General features: G+C 66.1%; 23 protein-coding genes and 1 tRNA gene. 8 read left to right on the top strand and 16 right to left on the bottom strand.

The window, feature by feature from the left end:
* Positions 1 to 37: 37 nt before the first annotated feature.
* Together ACQP0C_RS28780 and ACQP0C_RS28785 are read right to left on the bottom strand one after the other, a co-directional pair.
* A complete protein-coding gene (locus ACQP0C_RS28780; RefSeq protein WP_433724929.1) occupies positions 38 to 1,252 on the bottom strand; it encodes a branched-chain amino acid ABC transporter substrate-binding protein in 1,215 nt (404 codons plus the stop codon).
* 231 nt (positions 1,253 to 1,483) lie between these two features.
* The gene (locus ACQP0C_RS28785) at positions 1,484 to 2,101 is read right to left on the bottom strand and encodes an ANTAR domain-containing response regulator (protein ID WP_354957663.1); all 618 of its coding nucleotides are present in this window, start codon (positions 2,099 to 2,101) and stop codon (positions 1,484 to 1,486) included.
* A gap of 220 nt (positions 2,102 to 2,321) precedes the next feature.
* Between ACQP0C_RS28785 and ACQP0C_RS28790 the strand changes: the two genes are divergently transcribed.
* The 4 genes from ACQP0C_RS28790 to ACQP0C_RS28805 all read left to right on the top strand — a co-directional run bounded on the left by ACQP0C_RS28790 (position 2,322) and on the right by ACQP0C_RS28805 (position 4,493).
* Positions 2,322 to 2,408 (top strand) — tRNA-Leu (locus ACQP0C_RS28790).
* A 153-nt stretch (positions 2,409 to 2,561) separates the two neighbouring features.
* Positions 2,562 to 3,074 (top strand): monooxygenase family protein, encoded by a 513-nt coding sequence (locus tag ACQP0C_RS28795; RefSeq protein ID WP_433724931.1) that lies wholly within the window; start codon positions 2,562 to 2,564, stop codon positions 3,072 to 3,074.
* Positions 3,075 to 3,328: 254 nt separating this feature from the next.
* Positions 3,329 to 3,949 (top strand): low molecular weight phosphatase family protein, encoded by a 621-nt coding sequence (locus tag ACQP0C_RS28800; protein WP_433724933.1) that lies wholly within the window; start codon positions 3,329 to 3,331, stop codon positions 3,947 to 3,949.
* Between the two features lie 118 nt (positions 3,950 to 4,067).
* A complete protein-coding gene (locus ACQP0C_RS28805) occupies positions 4,068 to 4,493 on the top strand; it encodes a hypothetical protein (protein WP_433724935.1) in 426 nt (141 codons plus the stop codon).
* Positions 4,494 to 4,527: 34 nt separating this feature from the next.
* On the opposite strand, the gene ACQP0C_RS28810 is transcribed toward ACQP0C_RS28805, so the two are convergent.
* From ACQP0C_RS28810 to ACQP0C_RS28830, 5 genes are all read right to left on the bottom strand, one after another.
* Positions 4,528 to 5,136 (bottom strand): hypothetical protein, encoded by a 609-nt coding sequence (locus ACQP0C_RS28810; protein WP_433724937.1) that lies wholly within the window; start codon positions 5,134 to 5,136, stop codon positions 4,528 to 4,530.
* 151 nt (positions 5,137 to 5,287) lie between these two features.
* Positions 5,288 to 5,890: a hypothetical protein gene (locus tag ACQP0C_RS28815; RefSeq protein ID WP_433724939.1), complete on the bottom strand. Its 603-nt coding sequence runs from the start codon at positions 5,888 to 5,890 to the stop codon at positions 5,288 to 5,290.
* A 1,043-nt stretch (positions 5,891 to 6,933) separates the two neighbouring features.
* Entirely contained in the window at positions 6,934 to 8,112 is a 1,179-nt protein-coding gene (locus ACQP0C_RS28820; protein WP_433724941.1) for a cytochrome P450, read from the bottom strand.
* Between the two features lie 236 nt (positions 8,113 to 8,348).
* Positions 8,349 to 8,930, bottom strand: a complete 582-nt coding sequence (locus ACQP0C_RS28825; RefSeq protein WP_433724943.1) for a GNAT family N-acetyltransferase — start codon at positions 8,928 to 8,930, stop codon at positions 8,349 to 8,351.
* A 93-nt stretch (positions 8,931 to 9,023) separates the two neighbouring features.
* The gene (locus tag ACQP0C_RS28830) at positions 9,024 to 10,187 is read right to left on the bottom strand and encodes an ROK family protein (protein WP_433724945.1); all 1,164 of its coding nucleotides are present in this window, start codon (positions 10,185 to 10,187) and stop codon (positions 9,024 to 9,026) included.
* Between the two features lie 193 nt (positions 10,188 to 10,380).
* Here ACQP0C_RS28830 and zwf point away from each other — a divergent pair, with 193 nt between their 5' ends.
* The 4 genes from zwf to glpX all read left to right on the top strand — a co-directional run bounded on the left by zwf (position 10,381) and on the right by glpX (position 15,727).
* Positions 10,381 to 11,871, top strand: a complete 1,491-nt coding sequence (gene zwf, locus ACQP0C_RS28835; RefSeq protein WP_433724946.1) for a glucose-6-phosphate dehydrogenase — start codon at positions 10,381 to 10,383, stop codon at positions 11,869 to 11,871.
* Complete coding sequence (gene edd, locus ACQP0C_RS28840) at positions 11,868 to 13,685, top strand: phosphogluconate dehydratase (protein ID WP_433724948.1); 1,818 nt, start codon at positions 11,868 to 11,870, stop codon at positions 13,683 to 13,685. Before zwf ends, edd begins: the two co-directional genes overlap by 4 nt.
* Positions 13,686 to 13,897: 212 nt before the next feature.
* Complete coding sequence (gene eda / locus ACQP0C_RS28845) at positions 13,898 to 14,536, top strand: bifunctional 4-hydroxy-2-oxoglutarate aldolase/2-dehydro-3-deoxy-phosphogluconate aldolase (RefSeq protein ID WP_433724950.1); 639 nt, start codon at positions 13,898 to 13,900, stop codon at positions 14,534 to 14,536.
* Between the two features lie 213 nt (positions 14,537 to 14,749).
* Entirely contained in the window at positions 14,750 to 15,727 is a 978-nt protein-coding gene (gene glpX / locus ACQP0C_RS28850) for a class II fructose-bisphosphatase (RefSeq protein ID WP_433724952.1), read from the top strand.
* A gap of 445 nt (positions 15,728 to 16,172) precedes the next feature.
* Here the strand turns inward: glpX and ACQP0C_RS28855 are convergent, their stop codons facing one another.
* The 9 genes from ACQP0C_RS28855 to trpC form a co-directional block, all read right to left on the bottom strand.
* Positions 16,173 to 17,081, bottom strand: a complete 909-nt coding sequence (locus ACQP0C_RS28855; protein ID WP_433724954.1) for an acyl-CoA thioesterase — start codon at positions 17,079 to 17,081, stop codon at positions 16,173 to 16,175.
* A 2-nt stretch (positions 17,082 to 17,083) separates the two neighbouring features.
* Positions 17,084 to 18,502, bottom strand: a complete 1,419-nt coding sequence (gene pyk, locus ACQP0C_RS28860) for a pyruvate kinase (RefSeq protein WP_433724955.1) — start codon at positions 18,500 to 18,502, stop codon at positions 17,084 to 17,086.
* Between the two features lie 105 nt (positions 18,503 to 18,607).
* Positions 18,608 to 19,276 (bottom strand): amino acid ABC transporter permease, encoded by a 669-nt coding sequence (locus tag ACQP0C_RS28865; protein WP_433724957.1) that lies wholly within the window; start codon positions 19,274 to 19,276, stop codon positions 18,608 to 18,610.
* Between the two features lie 6 nt (positions 19,277 to 19,282).
* Positions 19,283 to 20,038, bottom strand: a complete 756-nt coding sequence (locus ACQP0C_RS28870) for an amino acid ABC transporter substrate-binding protein (protein WP_433724959.1) — start codon at positions 20,036 to 20,038, stop codon at positions 19,283 to 19,285.
* Between the two features lie 202 nt (positions 20,039 to 20,240).
* Complete coding sequence (locus ACQP0C_RS28875) at positions 20,241 to 20,759, bottom strand: TM2 domain-containing protein (RefSeq protein WP_433724961.1); 519 nt, start codon at positions 20,757 to 20,759, stop codon at positions 20,241 to 20,243.
* Positions 20,760 to 20,904: 145 nt separating this feature from the next.
* Positions 20,905 to 22,155, bottom strand: coding sequence for a prolipoprotein diacylglyceryl transferase (gene lgt / locus ACQP0C_RS28880; protein ID WP_433734684.1), 1,251 nt, complete (start codon positions 22,153 to 22,155; stop codon positions 20,905 to 20,907).
* Between the two features lie 104 nt (positions 22,156 to 22,259).
* Complete coding sequence (trpA, locus tag ACQP0C_RS28885; RefSeq protein ID WP_433724963.1) at positions 22,260 to 23,060, bottom strand: tryptophan synthase subunit alpha; 801 nt, start codon at positions 23,058 to 23,060, stop codon at positions 22,260 to 22,262.
* On the bottom strand, positions 23,057 to 24,331 hold the full coding sequence (gene trpB / locus ACQP0C_RS28890; RefSeq protein WP_433724964.1) for a tryptophan synthase subunit beta: 1,275 nt from the start codon (positions 24,329 to 24,331) through the stop codon (positions 23,057 to 23,059). The genes trpA and trpB overlap by 4 nt, the downstream gene beginning before the upstream one ends.
* Positions 24,328 to 25,146, bottom strand: a complete 819-nt coding sequence (gene trpC, locus ACQP0C_RS28895; protein ID WP_433679419.1) for an indole-3-glycerol phosphate synthase TrpC — start codon at positions 25,144 to 25,146, stop codon at positions 24,328 to 24,330. Before trpC ends, trpB begins: the two co-directional genes overlap by 4 nt.
* Between the last annotated feature and the right edge of the window lie 48 nt (positions 25,147 to 25,194).

Here is a 25,194-nt window from a genome sequence, read left to right on the forward strand (position 1 = left end):
CACGACCCCCGCACGTGCCGCTGTCCAGGTTGTGGGGCTACTTGACCTCGTAGATCCAGATCAGCGCGTTGGACAATTCGCCGGTCGGATTCCACTTGTACTGACGCGCCAGACCGTTGCCGTCGTAGGACCGCACGTATTCCAGCAGGTCGGGACGGGTGAGCTTACCGCCGTCGATGCCCTTGGCCAGGATCGTGGTCAGGTCGTATCCCTCGACCGAGTACACACCCGGCTCCGCACCATTGAGGGCCTTGTAGTCCGCGGCGAACTTGTCCGGCGCCGGACCGCACGGGCACGACAGCACCGCGCCCTTGGACGAGCTGCCGGCCTGCGCGACGAACTGCGGGTCATTGGTGCCGTCGGCGGAGACGAAGACCGCTTTGACGCCACCGGACTTCAGCTGCTGGGCCAGGGGCGCGCCCTCGGAGTAGTAGCCGGAGTAGAAGACGGCGTCGGGCGCCGCGCTCGCGATCTTGGTGACCGTGGCGGAGAAGTCCTTATCGCCCTTCTTGATGCTGGCGTTGCAGGACGCGTCGTTCGCGGAGCCGAGGCCCTCGATGATCGACTTGGCCAGACCGGTGCCGTAGTCGGTGTTGTCCTGGATGACGCAGACCTTCTTGTAGCCCGCGGTGTTGACCAGGTACTTACCAACCGACGGACCCTGTACACCGTCATTGGCCAGACCGCGGAAGAAGCTGGTCCAGCCGTTCTGGGTCAGCGTCTCGTTGGTGGCCGAGGCGGTCGTGGAGACCAGGCCCGCGTCGCTGAGGATCTTGCCGGTCGCCTTGGTCTCACCAGAGAACGCCGGACCGACCAGACCGATGACCGACTTGTCGCTGACGATCTGCGGGATGACCTGAGTGGCCTTCTGCGGGTCGCCCTCGGTGTCGAACTGCTTGAGTTCGATCTTGCAGCCCGGGTTGGCCTTGTTGTGCTTGTCCAGCGCGAGCTTGACGCCATCGACAATGTTGATGCCGAGGGCCGCGTCCGGGCCGGTCAGCGCGCCCGCCATGGCGATCGAAGTGCCCGCCGGGCAGGTGGCCTTGCCATCACCGGCCGGGTCGGTGGCAGCGGCGCTGTCCGACTTGGGCACCTGCTTGCCGTTGGCGTCGATCTGCATGACCGGCTGGATCTTCAAACCACCGGCGCCGCCAGCACCGGAGGTGCCGCCCGAGCCGCTGTCGGTCGATTTATCGCTGCACCCCGTCAGCACGAGCGCGGCGGCGGCTCCGATGGCCAATGCACCCCGCATCGAACGACTGCGCCATGTCGAACTAAGCACGTTTCACCTCTACGTCCTGTGCTCCCCCGGGCTCTCTCCGAGGAGGCCGACCACGTCAGCCCGGTCAGAACATAGCGTTGGTACGTTAGCTGCGCATCACATTCGGGTCATCCGATTGACATCGTTTCGAATTTTTCATCGCGATCCGGTTTCCGGAAAGTAAAATTTCCGGCCTTCATCGGCCGGGGCGCACGGACCGGCCTACTTCGGTGCCAGATTTTCCAGCACCACCTCGGCTACCGCCTTCATGGTAGTGCGGCGATCCATCGCCGTGCGCTGAATCCACTTGAACGCCTGCGGCTCTGACAATCCCTGGGTCTGCATGAGCACGCCCTTGGCCCGCTCGACCAGCTTGCGCGTCTCGAGGCGTTCGGCCAGATTGGCGACCTCGCTCTCCAGCGCGGTGATCTCGTGGAAGCGACTGGCCGCCAGTTCGATGGCGGGCACCAGATCCGACTTCGTGAACGGTTTCACCAGATAGGCCATCGCACCGGCGTCGCGCGCCCGCTCGACCAGGTCGCGCTGACTGAACGCGGTCAGAATCACCACCGGCGCAACACGTTTCGACGCGATCTCGGCCGCCGCGTCGATACCGTCGCGGCGCGGCATCTTCACATCCATGATGACCAGATCCGGCCGGTGCTCCACCGCCAGATCGACCGCCTGCTGGCCGTCGCCCGCCTCACCGACAACCTGATAGCCCTCTTCGGTCAGCATCTCCACCAGATCCATACGGATGAGCGCCTCGTCCTCCGCGACGACGACCCGCTTCGCCCCGGCGTCCCGCTTCGTGCCGGCGCCCCCTGCTGTGTTGCTCATAGGTAGACCCCTCTGGTTCCGATGCCGTGTCCCCGACACGCGAAAAGGTGGCCGTGGTCCATGTACCGGTCCATCGACCCACCGTCGCTATCGAGTGCTGTAAAGACTACCTTTCAGTTCCGCATACAACCCATATACCCTGCGCAAACGGGGCGACGATCACTCTCGAGCCAGCCCATTCGTGATTTTCGACAGTCACCCGCTATGCTTCCCATCGTGCGCCGATTTGGCGGAACTGGCAGACGCGACGGTCTCAAAAACCGTTGTCCGAAAGGACGTGTGGGTTCGAGTCCCACAATCGGCACCAACCCGCGAACGGTCCATGCTTCTTATGAGCATGGACCGTTCTGTTTGGCGGCGGTCAGGGTCGCTACCCGGTGGTCGTCGAACTGAACGTTCGCCTCGGTCGTTGTTCCTGCAGAGGGTTGCCGGTAGGCACCCTGGTTGCGGAGGTTGCGACATGCGGGTGAACAGGACCACCGTCGACCTGTCCGGGTATCCGGATCTGGTCGTCATCTATCTCGGGATGAGGGTGCGCAAGCCGCGCGGGATGCTGCGATTGCTCGGCCTCGGCCCGAAACTCTATCGGTCCCACGAGGATCGCCCGGACGGGCTGTTATCGCACGAGGACGTGATCTGGTCGCTGTTCCCGCCGCATTGGGGGGCGCGGCAGTATTGGCGCGACCTGGATTCGCTGGAACGCTGGACGCGTTCTGCGCCGCACCGGGATTGGTGGCAGAAGTTCCTGCGCGACTCGGGCGGGACCGGGTTCTGGCACGAGGCCTACTTCATGCGCGGCGGCATCGACGCGATGTACGACGATATGACGGTGACCTCGGGACTGCCGCGATTCGCGCCCGTCGTGGCCTCGCGCGGCCGGATGTTCTCGACCCGGGGGCGGGTGAACAATGAAGACGCCAAGGTGGCGCCGGTGGTCGCCGAATCCACTTACTACTCCGAGGAGTCCGACTGAGTCGGGTCGAATCGGTTCCCAAACGTGGCGATACCGTGATGGTTGAAATCGGTTGTGCCGGGGTAACTTCAGCAGGACGCCCAGACCTCGATTACCGATCGGCCGACTACCGGCAACGCGTATCGAGCGTCTCTCTGAATACCGGGGCGTAATTCGTGTACGGCAATTGACCAGCAGATGAATATGTGCTCGTCGGGGTGTGATTCGATGTCGACGGCCTTCTGGTCGGCGCTGGAGCGGCTTACCGTATCGGCATGCACGTCCTGTTCGTCTGCAACGGCAATGTCTGTCGTTCGGTGATCGCCGAGCGGCTCACCCGCGCCGTAGCGGTCGAATACGATCTGCCCGGGCTCACCGCCGAGAGCGCGGGAACCCGTGCGCTGGTGGGATTTCCGGTGGAACCGCTCGCAGCGCGCGCCATCGAGGGACTGGGGGCCAACGCCGACAATTTCCGGGCGCGCAAGCTCAAGCCGGAGCTGATCGACCGCGCGGACCTGGTACTCGCCATGACCGAACAGATCCGGGATCAGGCGGCGGGGATGGGCTTCGGCGCGGGGTCACGGACCTTCACGCTGCTGGAGGCCCATCGCATCGCCAAGGTGACCGGGGCGCAGACGATCGCGGATATGCACCAGGCCCGCCACGATCTCGCGCTGGTCGGCCGGGAGAACATCGCCGATCCGGTCGGCCTGTCCGAAGCCGCGTTCTGCCAAGTGGGTGACCAGATCGCCGAGGCGCTGGTGCCGCTGCTGCTGGCGTTGGCGCCGCACGAACAGGCCAGGCCGGTCGAAGACGAGCGCGGCGGCCTCGTCGTGCAACCCGGGTCGGCGCCCGCACCGCTGGCAGCCTTCCTTGCCGCCCAGCGGATCAGGTGACACGCAGGGCGCAGTGTCCAACTGATACCCAGAGGGATTAGACTCCCCCTGCGCGCACGCGCCCGCTTTCACGGATAGTTTCCGCCGTTGATGGTTCGACACACGACAGGAATCAGACATGCCGAAACGGATTTCGGATGCCTCGCTCCATGTTTATGTCACACCGGAAACCCTCGATCGCGTCGTCGACTCGGTACGCGAGGTGGTGGACGACCACCTCCAGGACCGCGATGTCTTCGCATGGCGCTTCACCCTCCCCGTCGAGCCCGACGCGCCCGAGCACATCCTGCTCGAAACCCAGTGGCGGGTAGACCATCCCGGCCAGGAGCCCGGTGCCAGGCGCACCTATGAGATCGCATTGAGCCTGGTCGGTGCCCCGCGCGATCTGACCGCACCGAGCCTGGCCGCGCTGGAAAAGCGACTGATGCTGGAAACCGCAAGCTGCCCAACGGATCTGGAGATCCCGCGCACCATCCGGGTGCAGCGCCGCGACAGCTTCGACTTCGAAACCGAGCGCGAACGTTTCCGCCTACCCGGGCCTTAACGGCACGCAGCACCGTCCGCTCGAACCCTCAGCGTCACCGCCGCCGTCGAGGCCTCGACGTGCTGGCGCCGTATTGCCCCACCAGCGCGATGCCGATTCCGATCATGAAGACCACGAATCCGTTTGTGGCATCGTTCATGTGCCCTGGCGTGTGCTGGGCAATCGCGATCGCGGCGATCGCCCAGCCGATCACTCCGATTGTCGTGCCGATCCAGATCAGGACTCTGCTCCAGAGAGGTGCCCGTGACAGATCGCCCGGAGCCGGGGAATCGTAGGTGGTGTTATAGACGTCGTCACCAGCAGTCAGGCCATCTCCGCCGGTGACGATTCGGCTGCCGTGGGTGGCGGTGTTGATGATGGTCGGGCCGTTATTCCGGTCGAGTCTGTCTCGGAGTTGGGCGATTTCGCGGGCGAATTCCGCGTCGGTGGATGCCGCGCGTTCGATAGCGTCGGCAAGTTGACGGCGTGCTGCCATGCTGTTCGGATTTCGGTCGAGGTCGTCGAGCGCGCGTCGTCCCAGTCTGCGTGTGACTGCGCCGGTGAGGGCGGTCAGTCCTTGATCCAGTGACCGGTCCACGAGCCGTCCACCGGCTGCCCCCAGCGCCGCAGCCACATATGCCGCAACGACCATTCCGTCGATCATGTCAGCCTCCTCCCAAGCCGCCCCAGCAACACAATCATCTCATCGAACGAACCGCATGCGGCGTTTCGAACTTTCCCACTGCGGATCTCACTCGTCGCGCGATGCTCTGCTCGGCCCGCAGCGGCGCAGGCAGACTCCGGACGCTTCCGGCCTACCGGCGGCGTCTAGGTGTCGACGTTCTCGCGCCGAGCTCGGCGAAGGTCATGAGGACACCGCCGATGAGGAAGAACGGCAGCAAGTTGAACTGCTCTGACACCGACCCGCCTTGGGACACGCCGATCAGACCGCCGGCGAAGCCGATACCGACGAACACCAAGCCGATCCACAACAGTGTCTTGGTCCAGATCGGAGCTCGGGACAGATCTTCATCCGATGCTACGTCGTATGTGGTGTTGTGAATGCTGCCCCCGGCCGTGATGCCTTTGCTGCCGGTGACGATTCGGCTACCGTGAGTCGCGGTGTTGATCACGGTTGCGCCGTTCAGTCTGTCGAGCGTGGCTTGCAAGGCCGCGAGTTCGCGGGCGAATTCCGCGTCGGCGGATGCCGTGCGTTCGATCTGATCGGCGAGCTGGCGGCGTGCGGCCATGCTGTGCGGATTCCGGTCGAGGTCGTCGAGTGCGCGCCGTCCTAGCCTGCGTGTGACCGTGCCGGTGAGAGCGGTCAACCCTTGATCCAGCGATCGGTCCACGGCCCGTCCGCCTGTCGCCCCCAACGCAGCGGCCACGTAAGTGGCAACGCCCATTCCGTCGATCATGTCAGCTTCTTCCACAGCCGCCCCGGCAACATAATCGTCTCATCGCGCGAACCACATGGGGTGTTTCAAGCATTTCGACTTGAAGGGCCCAGTCGTCCATTCCTGCCCAGGGCACGAACCTACGACAAGGCCAACCGCAAGGGGTCGACGCCCACGCGATGGCAAAACTGCGGTCCATGGCCCGCGCCGAAGGTCGACCGGTTCGAACCGATCGCGGCGAAATACGCCGAGGAATGGCCTGCGTGGGTGCATCGCAAGATCGCGGCGTTGATGCGCGCCGACGGTCACGAGGTCTCGACTTCGACGGTGCAAGGAGCTCTGCGGCGGCGGGGACTGTTGCTGCCGCAGGGCTATCGGGCGGACCGTTAAGTCGTGGGCGATGCTGCGGCGCAAGGTGTTCCACGATCCACCGACACAACGCGATCGAGTCCGGCAAACCGATTTCAGCGAATTCGAAACCAGCGGTGGCGGCATCTGGCGGATCTGCGCGGTGATCGATTACGCGACGAAATATTGCCTGGCCATTGCCGTGACTCCGACGGCACGCGGTGCCGACGCGCTGGCCTGCCTGCGGCTCGCTGTCACCGAGGCCGAGCGGATCCTCGACTTGGACGACCTGCGTGCCGATCGTGGGCTGACCGAATTCCTCGGGCCGTGCGGGGAGGTGCTCGGCATGGCGCCCGCGCCGAGGCCATCGGCGACCAGGTACCCAGCTCAGCCTTCACGGCTGCGAGCAGCTGAAAACCGCTCGATACGCGATGTCGGTTTTGGCGTTGGGCCACACCTCGCCCTCGACGTAGTCGACGATCTTGTCCCACCACGATGGTGTTCCCCGAATCCCCGCCGTACAGGTTGGGGATCTCGGGACGCTTCATCCACTCCAAAGACCCCGGTGGAAACGCGATGTCATCGGGGGCGCCACCCGATGACCGAGGGCTGGTTGGCGTTGGTCGAGCCATCCAGCCGGTAGCAGAATCATCCGTATTGAGCGGGGTCCCAGGTACGGGTCGGCTTGTTGGTGATGATGAACCGCAATGCCTTGATCATGATGTCACCTCCTTCCTGGGGCTCGGTCGGGCGCGGACAGGGCTTGTGGGGGTGCGCCGCAGGGTGAACGGCCTGGGGGTCGCGGCATTGGTCACGATCGGGCGGGTATCACCGCCGCCGATGACGCGCAGAGAGGTGTTCTCGATGAGGGTGGTGGCTGCATCGGTGACCAGATCGTGGGCGACCGCGGCGCCGGCGCAGGTGAAGGGGCCGGAACTGAAGGGCACAAATGGGCCGTGTTCGCTCGGTCGAATCCAGCGGTCGGGTTGGAATGCCTCTGGCCTGGTCCAGTGTTCGTTGTCGTGATGGAGCAGATAGGGGCTGACGGACAGCAGGTCGCCGGTCTGGAAGGCGATCCCCCCGAACTCGGCGGGATAGGGGACGGGACGGCTGACCATCCAGGAGACCGGCCGGTGCCGCAGGGCCTCACGGACCACCCAGTCGACGGGCCAAGGCCATGGTGAGCCGGGAGAGTGGAGACTGCCCAGCAGCACCGACCACGCGAGCGAGTAGCCCAGCGGTCCCACAATGGACCGGAACATCAGCACATACAACTGCGCCACCGTTGTATCGGCGACGCCGTCGGGACAGGCACCGATCACAGCATCGAGCAGATCCCGTGGTTCGGCTTCGGCAGTGCGGCCGGTGGCGCTGCGCCGGTCCCGGATCTGCGCGTTCAGCACGGTGGACAGCTTGGCGCGCAACAGCTGCGCCCGCGCCCGCTGCGCCATTCGGGCCGGGCGAAGCGCGCCCACGCGTGCATTTCGCTCCAGTAACTGCCGCAACTCGGGAGAACCATCGGGGTGCAGCAACACGTCCGCGGTGCACCGATACACCAGCTCGACCCCCGCTGCGGGCCAGCGGGTGACGGAGGGCATTTCGATGACCGCCGCCGCCAGGGACTCGCGATACTCGGGGGTATACGTCCGCAGAATCGCGCGCACCGCGCGGCCGAAATCGACCTGAGCAGACCGCGAAGGCAGCATAGAACCGAAGAACCCGGACTTCCCCGCATTGAAAGCGCGGTCACTCAACACCGTCAGCGCCAGACCCGTATCGCCGACACACCACCCGCCCCACGGCAGCCCGAACACCTCTACCGGGCTGGTCCGGCGCAGATTCTCGAGGAAACCCAACGGATCACGCCGGAATCGGCGCATCTCTGCAAAACCCATCGGACGGTCCTCTCATAGAGAGGGTGAGCGATTCATCAGATGTTTTCGAGCGGATTTATCCACTGGCTGTGCGTACAAACGCAGATCAAGCATAGTCTCGACTGATTTTAACTAATTTTACAAGCGAGGCCGTGAGGGTCGACCAACCCCGGCACCGCCGGGGCCTATCGAACACTGTGCCAGCAGTGATATCGGTTCACGGTCACCCGCGACCGCCGGCAACCGGTCATTGAGGTCTAACCGGTGCAAACCTGATCCGCCTCGGCGAGGGTTCCCGTTGCCAGGCGCGCGTACATGAACATGTCGCGGCGTCGATTGCCGACCTTCTGCCACGATCTGAGGAGCCCTTCGCATTCGAAACCGGCTCTTTCCGCAGTGCGGATCGAAGCGCGGTTCCAAGGTTCCACATAGAGCTGGAGCCGTGGGATATGCAGCTCTTCCAGCGCCCAGGTAGCCATTGCCGCCAGAGCATGCGCGGCGACGCCATGGCCGCGGGCAGAGCGGACCACCCAGTAGCCGAGCGATGCGCGGCCTTCGTCGATGTCCTTCAACCACAGGTCGATACTTCCCAGTGGTTTGTTGTCCCGTTGCCGGGCGATCACCATCGGGTATCCGGTTCGATCGGTCGCTCGTTGCCACTGGCGTTCGACAAACCGCGTTGCGGCCTCGCGCGCGAAGGTCGCCGGCATCGTGGTTATAGGAATCAGGTCGTCGGCAGAGGCTTCCCTGACAAGCTCGAGGTCTGCCGCAGACAACGACCACGGGCGGAGTTCCAAGTCTGCGGTGGCTCTCAGATGCGGTACTTGCAGAGCATCCATGGTCGGCCTCCCCACAATATGCACAGGATATCGGCCCGGTGTCGCCATTACCACTCCCATCCGCTGGCCCGGGTCGACGGGTGCCGATGCCGGTCAGTGACGCACATCGTCGAGCAGTGCGTTGATCGCGTCCGTGGCCAGGATGCGGTCGAGGATCATGGCGGCGCAGGCCTGGATGCCGGTGGGGGCGTCGTCGGCGCCGGGCTCGATGCGCAGGTTGCTGGTGGACAGCGCCGAGGAGTACTGGTAGATGCGTTCCCGCAGGCCGGCCACCATCGGTTCGAAAGCGTGCGAGAGATCGCCGCGCACGACGACGACGGCGGGGTTGAGCAGGTTGACCGCGGCGGCCAGCACCTCACCGATGCGCCGACCGGCCTCGCGCACCAGCCGCACCGCGTCCGGGTCACCGCCCCGTGCCAGCTCCGCCAGTTCTGGCAGGCCGGACAGCGGTCGGCCGAGATCGGTGAACCGGCCCAGCAGCGCCCACCCGGCCGCCTCGGTCTCCAAGCAGCCGCGGTCGCCGCAGCGGCAGGGCCGATCGTCGCCGCCGCCGAGCTTGATGTGCCCGATATCGCCTGCCGCGCCCCAGGCGCCCCGCTGCAGCCGTCCACCGGCGATGATGCCCGCTCCGATACCGGTGGACGTCTTGAGCACCAGCAGGTCGTCGACCTCGGGGTGGCGCCTGTGCTCGGCCAGTGCCAGCACGTTGACGTCGCTGTCGACTCGCACCGGGACCGCGAACTGCTCCACAAAGAACTCCGCGACTGCGACCTCGCCGACCCCAGTTCCGGCGGCCAGGCTGTGCCCGGTGGCGATATCGACTGCGCTCGGCACACTCACACCCAACCCGTATACGGATTGCTCCGGCGGCAGCTTTGCCATCAGCCGTCGCAGGTGCTCGGCCGCCATACCGAACACTGCCTGGGCGTCGCCGGTCGACGGCACCGCGAACTCCGATTCGGTCAGCACTGTTCCGACCAGATCGCAGGCCGCGACCTGGGCTCGGCTGGCGCCGATGGAGGCGGCCAGCACCGTGCCCGATTCAGGGTTGAACGCCAGGCGGGTCGGGGGGCGACCACCGGTCGATCCGCCCTCTGCTCGTTCCGCGACCAGTCCGTGTTCGAGTAGCTGCTCCACGCGCAGCGTGACTGCGGTGCGGGACAGTCCGGTCACGCGGCGGATATCGGCTCGCGTCACCGCTTTGTGACCGCGGATGAGGCCGAGCACGTCCCCGGCCGTGGTCCCGGGCGTTGCCATCGGTCGACCCACCAGCGTTCCTCCTCGCCCCGGTCGGCACCAATCGTATTCCGACAAGCACAGTATCCGTCCTGTTCAGGTTGACTTATGGGCAAGTTAGGTCTTTTAAAGACTAAAGTTTGCTTGCAATAAGCCCTAAGGGTCTCTAGCGTGCTGTTCGTTGGCTCACAACGCTCGACCCAAGGAGTTCGTGTTGACGGTCCCTGCTCGCATCCCACCGTGTGACATCGTCGTGTTCGGCGGCACCGGCGACCTGGCCGTGCGCAAGCTGCTGCCCGCGCTCTACCTCCGCGACCTCGACGGTCAGCTGACCGAGGACACCCGCATCATCGCGGTCTCCCGGGCCGGGCTGGACGATGTGGGATACCGCGTGAAGATCTCCGGTGACCTGGGCCAGTTCCTGCCCGCCGGTACCCGCACGGCCGGTGCCGTCGAGTCGTTCGTGCGCCGCCTTCATCACGTCACCCTCGACGTCGGTCTCGACGTGGAGGAAGCCGACGCCTGGCGCGACCTGGCTGTCGCGTTGCCGGATCCGGGCCGAACCCGGGTGTTCTATCTGGCGTGTGCACCGAGCCTGTTCGGGCCGATCAGTTCCGGTCTGCACCGCAGCGGGCTGGTCACCGCGCGGTCCCGAGTGGTGCTGGAGAAGCCGATCGGCCACGACCTGGCCTCTGCCCGGCGGATCAACGACGAGGTGGGCACGGTGTTCGCCGAGGAGCAGATCTTCCGCATCGACCACTATCTGGGCAAAGAGACGGTGCAGAACCTGCTGGTGCTCCGGTTCGCCAATGCCCTGTTCGAGCCGCTGTGGCATTCCGGCTCGATCGACCATGTGCAGATCACCGTCAGCGAGAGCCTCGGTGTCGGCGGGCGGATCGGCTACTACGACGGGGCCGGCGCGCTGCGGGACATGGTGCAGAACCACCTGCTGCAACTGCTGTGCCTGGTCGCGATGGAACCGCCCGCCCAGGTACAGCCGGAGGCGGTGCGCGATGAAAAACTCAAAGTGCTGCAGGCGCTTCGGCCGCTGCGCGGCCCGGAGGTGGCGTGCGCCACCGTCCGCGGCCAGTACACCGCCGGGTTGGTTGGCAACTGCCCGGTGCCCGGGTACACCGATGAGCTCGACGGACGCCACAGCGACACCGAGACCTTCGCAGCGCTGAAGGTCGAGGTGCAGAACTGGCGCTGGGCCGGGGTGCCGTTCTACCTGCGCACCGGCAAGCGGCTGGACCGGCACGCCGCCGAGATCGTGGTGCAGTTGCGCGGCGTGCCACATTCGGTGTTCCCCGAGGTCGATGATGTCGAACTCGTCGCCAACCGTTTGGTGCTGCGGCTGCAGCCCGACGAGGGAGTACATCTGCGACTGGTCACCAAGGTGCCCGGTCCGGGCGGGCTGCGGCTGCGGGAGGTACCGCTGAGCCTCAGCTTCGCCCAAGCCTTCGCCGACCGGTTGCCCGATGCCTACGAACGGTTGCTGGGCGATGTGATGCGCGGCAACCCCACCCTGTTCATGCGCCGTGACGAGATCGAAGCGGCGTGGACCTGGGTCGAACCGATCCTGGCGGCCTGGGCCGAGTCCGACCAGCCGCCGCGCCGCTACGCCGCCGGCACCGGCGGACCGGCCGCGGCGACCGCGCTCATCGAACGCGACGGCCGCACCTGGCACGAGGAGAACCAGCAGTGACCCCGCACCCCGTCGTCCGCGAAGTTACCGCCCGCATCACCGCCCGCAGCGCGGCCACCCGCCGCGCCTACCTCGATCGCATCCGGCGCGCAGCCTCCGCCGGCCCGACCCGGATGTCGTTGGCGTGCAGCAATTTCGCGCACGGCTTCGCCGCCTGCAACCCGGCGGACAAACTGGCGCTGCGCGGCTCAGCCCACCCCGATATCGCGATCGTGTCGTCCTACAACGATCTGCTCTCCGCGCACCAGCCCTTCCACGACTACCCCGACCTACTGCGCACCGCGGTCGCTGGCGCCGGGGGCGTGGCTCAATTCGCCGGGGGTGTCCCAGCGATGTGCGACGGGATCACACAGGGCCGGGCCGGGATGGAGCTGTCATTGTTCAGCCGGGACGTGATCGCAATGTCGACCGCTGTGGCGCTGGCACACGACATGTTCGACGGCGCCCTGCTGCTCGGGGTATGCGACAAGATCGTGCCCGGCCTGGTGATCGGCGCGCTGGCCTTCGGCCACCTGCCGGTGATCCTGGTGCCGGCCGGGCCAATGCCCTCCGGCCTGCCGAACACCGACAAGAGCCGGGTCCGGCAGCTGCACGCCGAGGGCAGGGCGGGCCAGACCGAGCTGCTGGCCGCGGAAGCTGCCAGCTACCACAGCCCGGGAACCTGCACCTTCTATGGCACCGCCAACTCCAATCAATTATTGATGGAGGTGATGGGTCTGCACCTACCCGGCGCCAGCTTCGTCGCACCGGGCACACCGCTGCGCCAGGCGCTGACCGCCGCAGCCGGCCAGCGCATCGTCGAACTCACCACACTGCGCGGCGGAGCGACGCCGATCGGCGCAATCGTCTCCGAGCGTGCGATCGTCAACGCTGTGGTGGCGCTGCTTGCCACCGGCGGCTCCACCAACCACACCATGCACCTGGTGGCGATCGCGGCCGCAGCCGGAATCGACTTGCGCTGGGACGATTTCGCCGATCTGTCGGCAGTGGTGCCCACGCTGACCAGGATCTATCCCAACGGCGCCGCGGACATCAACGCCTTCCACGCCGCGGGCGGCACGTCCTACCTGATCGGCGAACTACTGGACGCCGGGTTGCTCCACGACGACGTCGACACCGTGGCCGGTCCAGGCCTGGGTGAGCACTACCGCGACGTGCCGATGCTCGGTGACGGCGAACTCGCCTGGCGCACAGGGCCGTCCGAGAGCAGCGACAGGACCGTGCTGCGGTCGGCGACCGACCCGTTCGCCCCCGACGGCGGCCTGCGGATGCTCACCGGATCGCTCGGCCACGCCGTGATAAAGGTGTCCTCGGTCCGCCCCGAACACCGTGTAGTACGCGCTCCCGCACGAGTTTTCGACGATCAAGAGGCATTCCTCGCGGCCTTCCGAGCCGGCGAACTCCACCGCGACCTGGTAGCAGTCATGCGATTCCAGGGACCTCGGGCGAACGGCATGCCCGAACTGCACAAGCTGACCCCGGCACTGGGCGTGCTGCAAGACCGCGGCTTCGCCGTCGCACTCGTCACCGACGGGCGCATGTCCGGCGCCTCCGGAAAGGTTCCCACCGCAATGCATCTCACCCCCGAGGCAGCAGCAGGAGGACCCCTCGCCCGCATCGCCGACGGCGACATCATCGACCTCGACGCCGACAACGGCCGACTGGACGTCCTCGCCGACCCGGCCGAATTCGCTGCCCGGCCGACGGCTGCCGCATCGGCCGAATCCCACGGTGCCGGTCGCGAGCTGTTCGCTGTCTTCCGCAGCGCGGTCGGCCCCGCCGACCGGGGAGCCACCGTCTTCGGAGCAGCATGATGACCACAACCCGCCCCTGCCTGCCCCGGACCAGGGAGCACAGCCATTCCGCAGCACCGCAAATGACGGCTCCGTCTTCCGCCGCCGCTTCGTCGCCATCCGAGCGGTGCGCGGGTACCTCGATGACGGTGCGACCGACCTCACCATCGCCGACGCTCCCGCGCTGACCGCCGCCGCAGCCCGGCTCGCCATAATCCAGACCAGGAGGTTCGATGAATCCGCTCGAGATCGCACCCGTTGTTCCCGTCGTCGTACTCGACGACCCCGACATCGCCGTTCCGGTGGCCCGCGCGCTGGTGGCCGGCGGGATCGGCATCATCGAAGTCACACTACGTTCTCCGGCGGCGCTTCCCGCGATCGAACGCATCGCCGCGGAAGTTCCCGATATGACCGTCGGCGCCGGGACGATACTCACGCCACACCAGATCGAAACCGCAACGGCAGCCGGTGCCCGCTTCCTGGTCAGCCCCGGCACCACTCCCGGTCTCTTGGACGCTATGGCCGACAGCGGGCTGGCCTGTCTCCCCGGGGTCGCCACCGTGTCCGAGGCGATGGCTGTCCTCGACAGAGGCTTCACCCACATGAAATTCTTCCCCGCCACATCCGCAGGCGGCCCATCCGCCCTACGCTCCATACACGGCCCACTCCCCGGCATCCGTTTCTGTCCCACCGGCGGCATCACCCCCGACACCGCACCCGACTATCTCGCGCTGCCGAACGTGGCCTGCGTCGGCGGATCCTGGCTCACACCCCCCTCCGCACTGGCCTCCGGCAATTGGCATGAAATCCGAAACCTGGCCGCCCGCGCAGCCACTCTGCAAAACGGCACCGACACCGGCACACACCACTGAGGTGTGTATACAAGGCGCTGGTCACAGCCCGCGTACCCCTCACCGACATCGACAAGGCCCGCGACCTGGTTCGCCGCAGCGAAGGAATCAAAACGCAGATCACCCGATCCTGAGGAACCGGCGAACCTCCCCGACTTCGGTTTGCCACGCCGGGCGAAAAACGGCACCCCACCCATCGCGCATATTCGTACCCGCCCTCACGAAGGAACCAGCATGACCCTCGCCGACTCCGCTGTCGCCGGACTACTCCCAGACCGAAATCTCGCCATGGAATTGGTCCGAGTAACCGAGGCTGGCGCCCTCGCCGCTGCCCGCTGGGTCGGACACGGAGACAAAGAACGCGGCGACGGAGCCGCGGTCGACGCGATGCGCCAACTCGTCTCCACCGTCTCGATGCGAGGCGTCGTCGTGATCGGGGAAGGTGAGAAAGACAAGGCCCCAATGCTGTTCAACGGCGAGTTCGTCGGAGATGGGACGGGCCCCGCGTGCGATGTCGCGGTCGACCCTGTCGAGGGCACCACCCTGATGGCAAAAGGAATGCCCAATGCCCTCTCGGTTCTCGCCGTCGCCGAACGCGAAGCCATGTTCGACCCCTCCGCCGTCTTCTACATGGACAAGCTCGTGGTCGGGCCCGACGCCGCAGACGTCGTCGACATCACCGCACCGGTCGCCGAGAACATTCGACGGTTGGCCGCGGTGCGCGGCGCGAAGGTCTCGGATCTGACGATCTGCATTCTCGACCGGCCACGCCACCAGACCCTCATCTCCCAGGTGCGTGCAGCCGGCGCCAGGATTCGCCTCATCACCGACGGCGACGTCGCCGGTGCGATTGCCGCTTGTCGACCGGGATCCGGCACCGACATGATGATCGGCACCGGCGGCACACCCGAGGGCATCATCACCGCAGCCGCGATCCGCTGCATGGGCGGCACCATCCAAGCACGCCTGGCCCCGACCAGCGACACCGAACGCCGCAAAGCCCTCGACGCCGGACACGACCTCGACCGCATCCTCACCACAGAGGACCTGGTCGCAGGCGATAACGTGTTCTTCGCGGCTACGGGCGTCACCGACGGCGACCTCCTCCGCGGAGTGCGCTACACCCACGGCACCGCCGCCACCGAGTCCATTGTCATGCGCTCGAAATCCGGAACTGTCCGCATCATCGACTCCCGATACCAACTCCACTGACCTGGATCAACGTGCGCGACGCCAGCACCCGATTCGGCTTCCGTTCCGGTTCCCGTGATTCCGGAACGACCAGCGGCGCATCCACCCCGAACGCGCGAGGTGGACGGGGCCGTGCGTGTAGCGACCGGGTGGCCGGGCACGGTTGTCCCGTGCCCCTGCGCTTGCTGGCTGACCGTCGTTGGTTGTCATCAATCCCGCCATCTAATGATCGACGTCAGCCGACGACACTCACGTACACCAACGCTGTTGGTCAGTCGCATATGTCGAATTGGGAAGGCATTCGACGTATCCGCAGTTCAGAGAACCAATGGGGCCGACAACTCTCGGCTCCGTTCGTTCTTGACAACGACACCAATCGCAAGCTGGTTCGATGGGCGATACATGGGGTTACCCATGTGTCCGCGAAATCAGTTGTCAATCCCCGCGATACACATGGGCACCAGGCTCATCCGCGGGACGGGAAGTGGCGGATGATGCCTTCCTGCACGGTGGTGGCGAGCAATTCGCCGCTGCGCGAGAAGAATCGGCCGGTCGCCAGGCCACGTGAACCGGCGGCCACCGGGGATTCGGTGGCGTAGAGCGCCCAGTCGTCGAAGCGGAACGGGCGGTGGAACCAGATCGAATGGTTGATCGTCGCGGCCACGATGCGGTCCAGGCCCCAGGACAGGCCGTGGGTGGTGATAATCGAATCCAGCACCGTGGTGTCGGACGAATAGCCGAGCGCCGCAACGTGAATCAGCGGATCATCGGGCAGCCTGCCGTCGGTGCGCATCCATACGCGGTTGTGGTTGAGCCGCTCCCCCGTGCCCTTCAGGATCCAGGCCGGGTCGTTGGTGTAGCGCATATCGATCGGATGCGGCGCCTTGACGAACATCTCCAGCTTGTCCTCCAAGCCTTCGAAGCTCTCCTCGACGCGCGGCAGCGTCTCCGGATCCGGCACCTCCGGCTGGGCGTGGGCGTGCTCGAGCCCCTTGCCCCAATCCTGGAACGCAGCCAGCATGACGAACAGTTCCTGATCGTCCTGGGTTGCGGTGACCGTGCGGTTGGCCAGAGAGCGCCCATCGCGGTGGCGATCGACCCGGTATTCGATCGGCTTCTTCACATCGCCACCACGCACGAAATGTGCGTTGACGGCATGCAGCGGACGGTCGCCGTCGACCGTCCGCCCCGCCGCCATGATCGCCTGCGAAACCAGCTGACCGCCGAACGTGCGGCTCCAGACCTTCTCCGGATGCTGGCCGACGAAGACATCTTCGTCGACCTGTTCCAGATCGAGCAGTCCGAGCAGCACGTCGAGGTCGGAAACCTCCGCTGCGGCCCCGAGGCCGACAGCGCCGCCTAGCGAAGTGGTCACGGCTAATGGTCCTCCTCACCGATACGGTGCACATGGATCAGATTGGTGGACCCGACAGTACCGGGCGGGGAGCCCGCCACGATTACCACCAGATCACCTTTTTGGTATCGCTCCATGGACAGCAGTGCTACATCCACCTGGTGGATCATCGCATCGGTGCTGTCCACCGTCGGGACGATGAAGGTTTCGGTGCCCCAGGTGAGCGACAGCTGGCTGCGTACCTCGGGAAGGGGGGTAAACGCCAGCAATGGCAGCGGGGTGTGCAATCGGGCCAGGCGGCGAACCGTATCGCCGGACTGGGTGAAGGCGACCAGCGCCTTGGCATTGAGCCGCTCACCGATATCGCGGGCGGCGTAGGAGATGACACCGCGCTTGGTGCGCGGCACATGGGTCAGCGGTGGTACCCGGGTGGATTCGGTTTCCACGGCGTGCACGATCCGGGCCATGGTGCGCACCGTCTCGATCGGGTACGCGCCGACCGAAGTCTCACCGGAGAGCATCACCGCATCCGCACCGTCGAGCACCGCATTCGCCACATCGGAGGCCTCGGCGCGGGTCGGGCGGGAGTTCTCGATCATCGACTCCAGCATCTGGGTGGCGACGATGACCGGCTTGGCGTTCTCGCGAGCCATTTGGATGGCGCGCTTCTGCACGAGCGGCACCTGCTCGAGCGGCAGCTCGACACCGAGGTCACCGCGGGCAACCATGACCGCGTCGAAGGCGAGCACGATGGCCTCGAGGTTGTCGATGGCCTCGGGCTTCTCCAACTTGCCGATCACCGGGACGCGGCGCCCGACGCGGTCCATCACGTCGTGCACCAGCTCGACATCGGAGGGCGAGCGCACGAAGGACAGCGCGATGAAGTCGACGCCGAGCTTGAGCGCGAATTCGAGGTCCTCGATGTCCTTCTCGGACAGCGCGGGCACGGAGACGTCCATGCCGGGCAGCGAGACGCCCTTGTTGTTGCTGACCGGACCGCCCTCGGTAACCCGGCAGACGACGTCGTTGCCCTCGACGCGGATGACCGTGACACCGACCTTGCCGTCGTCGATGAGCAGGCGGTCGCCCGGCTTGGCGTCCTTGGCCAGCTCCTTGTAGGTAGTGGAGACGCGATCGTGGGTGCCATCGATCTCGTCGACAGTTATGCGGACCTCTTCACCGTTGGCCCATACGGTCTTGCCCTCGATGAAGCGACCCAGCCGGATCTTCGGTCCCTGCAGGTCGGCGAGAATGCCGACCGCCCGGCCGATATGGTCCGAGGCCTGCCGCACCTTCTTGTAGTTCTCGGCATGGTCGGAGTGTTCGCCATGGCTGAAATTCAGCCGCGCCACATCCATGCCGCTCTCGACGAGTTCCCGAATACGTTCCTCGGTAGCGGTCGCTGGGCCGAGAGTGCACACAATCTTCGTCCGTCGCATCACGGGTAGAGCCTAGTCCCGTGCGGTACCCGGAGCCTGCTGTGGCCTCGGTGAAAGGTAGGTGAAAAATATGTACGAAGCATTAGCGGAAACTACAAACGGGTCCGGTCAGCGTGCGACATGGCGGGAAAGCCGGGTTTCCAGGCGGGTCTGCCCGAAGCCGAGCACGAGGCAGATCACCCAGTAGTAGAGCGCCGCGATGCCGTACAGGGCGAAGAAGTCGAAGGTCGGGGCCGCCGCCAGCTGTGCGGTACGCAGCAGTTCGGTCACCAGGATGGTCGAGGCCAGCGAGGTGTCCTTCACTAGTGAAATGAGCGTATTTGAAAGCGGCGGCACCGCGATCCGCGCGGCCTGCGGCAGGATGATCAGCCGCAACTCCTGCGCATACGACATACCGAGTGCCTTGGCAGCTTCCCACTGGCCCTGCGCGACGCTGAGAATGGCGGCGCGCACGACCTCGGCCGCGTAGCCACCGACATTCAGACTGAACGCGATCACCGCCGCCGGAAACGGATCGATGACGATATCGAACTGCGGCAGCGCATAGAACACGATGAACAACTGCACCAGCAGCGGCGTGCCGCGAATGATCGAGATGTAGAACCGTGCTGGCGCCGAGACGAACCACAGCGGTGACATCCGTGCCAAGGCCACGAACAATGCGATGACCAGACCGATGACGAAGCTGATCGCGGTCAGCGGAATGGTCTTATTGATCGTGGCCTGCAGCATCGGCCACAGGTTGTGCCAGATCAGTTCCCTGGTCGCGGGATCCACGGACGGCTATTTGCTGACGTCGGTGCCGAAGTACTTCTCGGCGATCTTGGTCAGGGTGCCGTCGGCGCGCAATTGATCCAGCGCGGTATTCACCTGGCCGATCAGCGCGTCGTCCTTGCGGGCGGCGAAGGCCTGATGGCTCACCTCACCGGCCTTTGCGGCGATCTTGACGCTGGTGTCGCCGTTCTTCTTGATGTAGTCGAGAGCGACGAGGCTGTCGTTGACGGTAGCGTCCACTCGGCCGGTCTTCAGCAACTGCACGGCCTGCACGAACCCTTCCACCGCCTCGACCTTGGCGCCCGCGCCCTGGGCGACCTTGGCCCAGTTGCTGGTCGCCGACTGGGCGGTGGTCTTGCCGCTGAGGTCGGTGAGCGCGTTGATGCCGGTGCTGTCCGCACGGGTGAGGATCACGCCCTCGGAGGTGGTGTAGGACTGCGAAAGGGCGTACTTGGCCTTGCGCTCGTCGGTGATCGAGACCTGGTTGGCGACCAGATCGAAGCGCTTGGACTCGAGGCCGGCGAAGATCGCGTCCCACGGCGTCTGCACGAACTCGATCTTCTTGCCGATCTTGTCGCCGACCGCCTGGATCACCTCGATGTCGTAGCCGGTGAGCTTGCCGTCCGAGCCCTGGTAGCTGAACGGCGAGTAGGTGCCTTCGGTACCGACCTTCAGCACGTTCGGATCGCTGCTGCTGCCGCAGGCGGTGAGCCCGGTGGCGGCGATGATGGCTAGCACAGCGGCGGCGAACAGCTTGCGGCGCACAGAAGTCCCTCTCTTCGGTGTGCGGACCGATACCGCATCCACACACGACACAAAACCCGGCTCAGGCTACGCCAGGTGGCTGCCGATCGACAGTATTGCGATCATCGTGCGCCGAATCCGGCTACCGCGTCCCGAAATTCGACGGGCCCCGTCGCATCGTGATCCGATGCGACGGGGCCCGTCGGTCAGCTGTCCGCGGCGATCAGTCGCGCAGTGGCCGTCCGAGGCTGTCCGGCACCTTGCCGGTCAGCATCATGATGCCGTCGATCAGCGGCCAGATACCGCCGAAGCCACAGGTCAGCCAGGTGACCGCGATCTGCGCGATGGCGATGCCGGTGTGGCCGGTGTAGAAACGGCCGATACCGAAGCCGCCGAGGAAGATCTGCAGCAGGCCCGCGGTCAGCTTCTGCTTATCCGAGAACGGGACACCGAACGGGTCGCGACCGTAGGGCGCTTCCGGATCGTTCGGGTTGTAGCCGCCCGGGTAGGGCGCGGGCGGGTAGCCGCCCGGCTGCTGGCCGTAGGGGTCGGGCTGACCGTACTGCGGCTGCTGGCCGTACTGGGGCGGCTGCTGGCCGTACTGCGGCTGCTGGTTGTACGGATCCGACGGGTACTGCGGCTGGCCCGGCGCCTCGGGCTGCTTGTTCAGGTCCGGCCCCGTCCCGGGCGGACCGTACTGCGGGCCGCCGAAGCCTGGCTGGTTCTGGTAGGGGTCGGTCACTAATGTCCTCCATCATTCGTGCATTTCGGCGGGTGCTCACCCGCCTCCCCGCGTTCTAACCGGGCAATTGGGCACCCGGGGGTATCGTTGCGGACACGCGGTCGCATGTCTACTCCCCCAACGAGTTACCCAAATGGTTATGGGGTCAGTCGTCCTTTTTCGAGGTTGCGACCTTGCCCTGCTCGGTGTCCGAGGTCTCGGACTCCTTTGAGTCATCGTCGGTGGTATCCGGTTCGTTGCCGGAGTTCACGGATTTTGTCAGATCCGGTTCGTCGGCCGCGGTATTCGCTTCGGCCACCTCGGATTTCCCGGATCCGTCGGCACCCTTTTCGGACTCGTCCTTCTCGGACTCGGCCGCACTCGGCTCCGATTCGGCTGTCGCGCCCGATAACTCGTCCTTCGTCGCCGCAGCGTGCTTCGGCGCCACGGCATCCGCCGCCGCGGCGGCCTTCGACGCGGCCTCGGATTCCGCGCCCGCCGCGCGCAGCGCGCCGATCTGCCATGGCCACGGGCGCGAGACCGTCGACGGTTGCAACTGATCCGCGGTCTCCCTGCCCTTCGTCGCGAAGACGAAATAGGCGACAGCGGCGAGGAATACGATCGCGGAGGTGAACGAGTTGATCCGGATCCCCGCGATCTTGGTCGCCTCGTCGTCGCGCAGCAGCTCCACGACGAAGCGGCCGAGGCAGTACCCGGCGACGTAGAGCGCGAACAGGCGGCCGTGGCCGATGCGGTAGCGCTTATCGATCTGCACCAGCAGCACCACGATCAGCAGGTTCCAGATCATCTCGTACAGGAATGTCGGCTGCACGACCTTATCGACGACGCCGGTGGAGACGCCGTTCATCATGTCGAGCTTGCCCTGATCATCGAAGCGCAGGTAGATCTCCAGGCCCCAGGGCAGATCGGTCTTGCGGCCGTAGAGCTCCTGGTTGAAGTAATTGCCGAGGCGGCCGATGGCCTGGGCCAGCAGAATCGGCGGCGCGATCGCATCGCCCAACGCGGGCAACGGGATTCGGTAGACCCGGCAGCCGATCCAGGCACCGACACCGCCGAGGAAGACCGCGCCCCAGATGCCGAGGCCGCCCTGATAGATCTTCAGCGCGTCGATCGGATGGCCGTCGGCGCCGAAGTACTTCTGCCAGTCGGTGGCCACGTGATAGAGCCGCCCGCCGACCAGGCCGAACGGCACCGCGAACATCGCCACATCCAGGATCGCGCCCTGCTGTCCGCCGCGCTGCTGCCAGCGCCGCTCACCCCACCAGATGGCGACGATGATGCCGATGATGATGCACAGGGCATAGGCGCGTAGCGGGAATGCGCCGATATGCCAGACGCCCTGGGACGGGCTGGGGATGTAGGCCAACACATCAGCGGTGACGGCACCGTTGCTCAGGACGCTGTCTGCGAGGACTCGTAAGGTCACGGCCCCAACCGTAGCGGAGCACAGCCGCCCAGCGAGATTCGCGGTCGGTTCGCCCGCTCGGCGGGCGGATCCGGCTACGAGGCGACAGTCGCGGAGCGGACGCCCTCGGCCAGTTCGGCCGTCAGCGTGCGGACCGCGTCGAGTCCATGCGCCGCGGCGGTCACCAGTGCCGAGCCCACGATGACACCGTCTGCGTAGGAAGCGATTTCGGCCGCCTGCGCACCCGAGCGCACGCCGAGCCCGACGCCGATCGGAATATCGGAGTGGGCGCGAATGCGCGCGCACAGTGCGGGGGCCGCGGAGGAAACCACATCGCGGGCGCCGGTGACGCCCATGGTCGAGGCCGCGTAGACGAAGCCGCGGCTGGCCTCGATGGTCTTGACCAGACGCTCCTCGGTGGAGGACGGTGCGACCAGGAATATGCGGTCCAGATCGTGTGCGGCCGAGGCGACGAACCAGTCGTCGGCCTCCTCCGGAATCAGGTTCGGGGTGATGATGCCCGACCCGCCCGCGGCGGACAGATCCCGCGCGAAACGGTCGATTCCGTATTGCAGCACCGGGTTCCAGTAGCTCATCACGACGGCCTGGCCGCCCGCTCCGGTGATCGCCTCGACCACCGAGAACACATCGCGCACCCGGACGCCCCCGCGCAGCGCCTGCTCGGCGGCCGCCTGAATGGTCGGCCCGTCCATGACCGGATCGGAGTAGGCGACGCCGACTTCGATAATGTCGCAACCGGATTCGACCATGGCGCGGCACACCTCGATCGAACCGGCCAGATCCGGATAGCCCGCGGGCAGGTAGCCGATCAGCGCGGCCCGGCCCTCCGCGCGAGCGGCGGCGAAGGTATCGGCGAGGCGGGACTGCGGACTCACTGCTGGGTCTCCTTATCGGCGGCGTGGTCATCGAACAGCCCGAACCATCGTGCCGCCGTGTCCATATCCTTATCGCCGCGCCCGGACAGGTTCACCAGGATGATCGCGCCCTTGCCCAATTCCCTGCCGAGCTTCATTGCACCGGCCACCGCGTGCGCGGATTCGATCGCGGGGATGATGCCCTCGGCGCGGCTCAGCAGCAGCAGCGCGTCCATCGCCTCGGTATCGGTGATCGGGTGGTATTCGGCGCGGCCGATGTCCTTGAGGTAGGCGTGTTCGGGCCCGACGCCCGGATAGTCCAGACCGGCCGAGATCGAATGCGATTCGATGGTCTGGCCGTCCTCGTCCTGCAGCAGGTACGAGTAGGCGCCCTGGAACGCACCGGGCGTGCCACCGGTGAAAGTGGCCGCGTGCCTTCCGGTTTCGACGCCGTCACCGGCCGCCTCGTAGCCGATCAGCCGCACGCTCGCATCATCGAGGAAGGGGTGGAAGATGCCGATGGCATTGGAGCCGCCGCCGACGCAGGCGGTGACCGCGTCGGGCAGCCGACCGGTGAGTGCCTGCACCTGGGCGCGGGCCTCCAGGCCGACGACGCGCTGAAGGTCGCGCACCATCAGCGGGAACGGGTGCGGACCGGCCGCGGTGCCGAAGCAGTAGTAGGTGACCTCGGCATTGGTGACCCAGTCGCGCAACGCCTCGTTGATCGCGTCCTTGAGGGTCTGCGAACCGGTGGTCACCGAGATCACCTCGGCGCCGAGCAGCCGCATACGGGCCACGTTCAAAGCCTGGCGGGCGGTGTCGACCGCGCCCATGTAGATCACACAGTCGAGACCGAGCAGTGCGCACGCGGTCGCGGTGGCGACGCCATGCTGACCGGCGCCGGTCTCCGCGATCACCCGGGTCTTGCCCATGCGTTTGGCCAGCAGTGCCTGACCGAGCACGTTGTTGATCTTGTGCGAACCGGTGTGGTTCAGGTCCTCGCGCTTGAGGATGATGCGCGCGCCACCGGCGTGCTCGGCGAGGCGTCGGCATTCGAAGATCGGCGACGGGCGGCCGGTGTAGTCGCGCTGCAGCCGGTCCAGCTCATCGAGGAAGGCAGGATCGAGGCGGCACTTCTCGTATTCTGCGGTGACCTCCTCGATCACCGCCATCAGCGCCTCGGGAACATGCCTGCCGCCGTAGACGCCGAAGTGGCCGCCCGCGTCCGGCTCATGGCCGCTGCGCTCGTGGACACCGTCCGAGGCCTTGGGGAGTGCCGTCACTTCCGTCACCGGCCCCGCCGCGCGGGCTTCGGGCAGGACGGGTGGGTGCCCGCGGTCACCAGTTCGGAGACCGCGGCGCGTGGGTCACCACTGGTGACCAGGCCCTCGCCGACGAGTACGGCATCGGCGCCCGCACCGGCGTAGGCCAGCAGATCAGCGGTGCCGCGAATGCCGGATTCGGCGATGCGGATGACCTCGGTGGGCAGGCCGGGCGCGATGCGCGCGAACACGTCGCGGTCGACCTCGAGGGTCTTGAGATTGCGCGCGTTCACGCCGATCACGGAGGCACCCGCCTCGAGCGCGCGATCCGCCTCTTCCTCGGTGTGCACCTCGACCAGGGCGGTCATACCGAGCGATTCGGTGCGATCGATCAGCGAGCTGAGCACGTCCTGTTCCAGGGCGGCCACGATGAGCAGGATGACGTCGGCGCCGTGCGCGCGGGCCTCGTGGATCTGGTAGGGACCGACGACGAAATCCTTGCGCAGGATCGGGATGCTCACGCAGGCGCGGACTGCGTCCAGGTCGTCGAGCGATCCATGGAAGCGACGGCCCTCGGTCAGCACGCTGATGATGCGCGCGCCACCGTCCTCATAAGCCTTGGCCAGACTCGCCGGGTCCGGGATGTCCGCGAGTTCCCCCTTGGACGGGCTGGCCCGCTTGACTTCGGCGATAACGCCGATGCCGTCTTCGAGGAGCGCGGCGCGGGCGTCCAGCGGCGCGGGCGCTGCGGACGCGGCCGCCTTGATCGCCTGGAAGTCCAAGAGGGCTTCCCGAGCGGCCACATCCGCGCGGACCCCGTCGAGAATCGAGTCGAGTACCGTCATCTGGCTCGAATCCTTTCTGGGGAGACGGACTTGCTGCCTGAGAATCCC

The organism is Nocardia sp. CA-129566 (genome assembly GCF_050956075.1).
In the GTDB taxonomy this organism is placed as follows: Bacteria; Actinomycetota; Actinomycetes; order Mycobacteriales; family Mycobacteriaceae; genus Nocardia.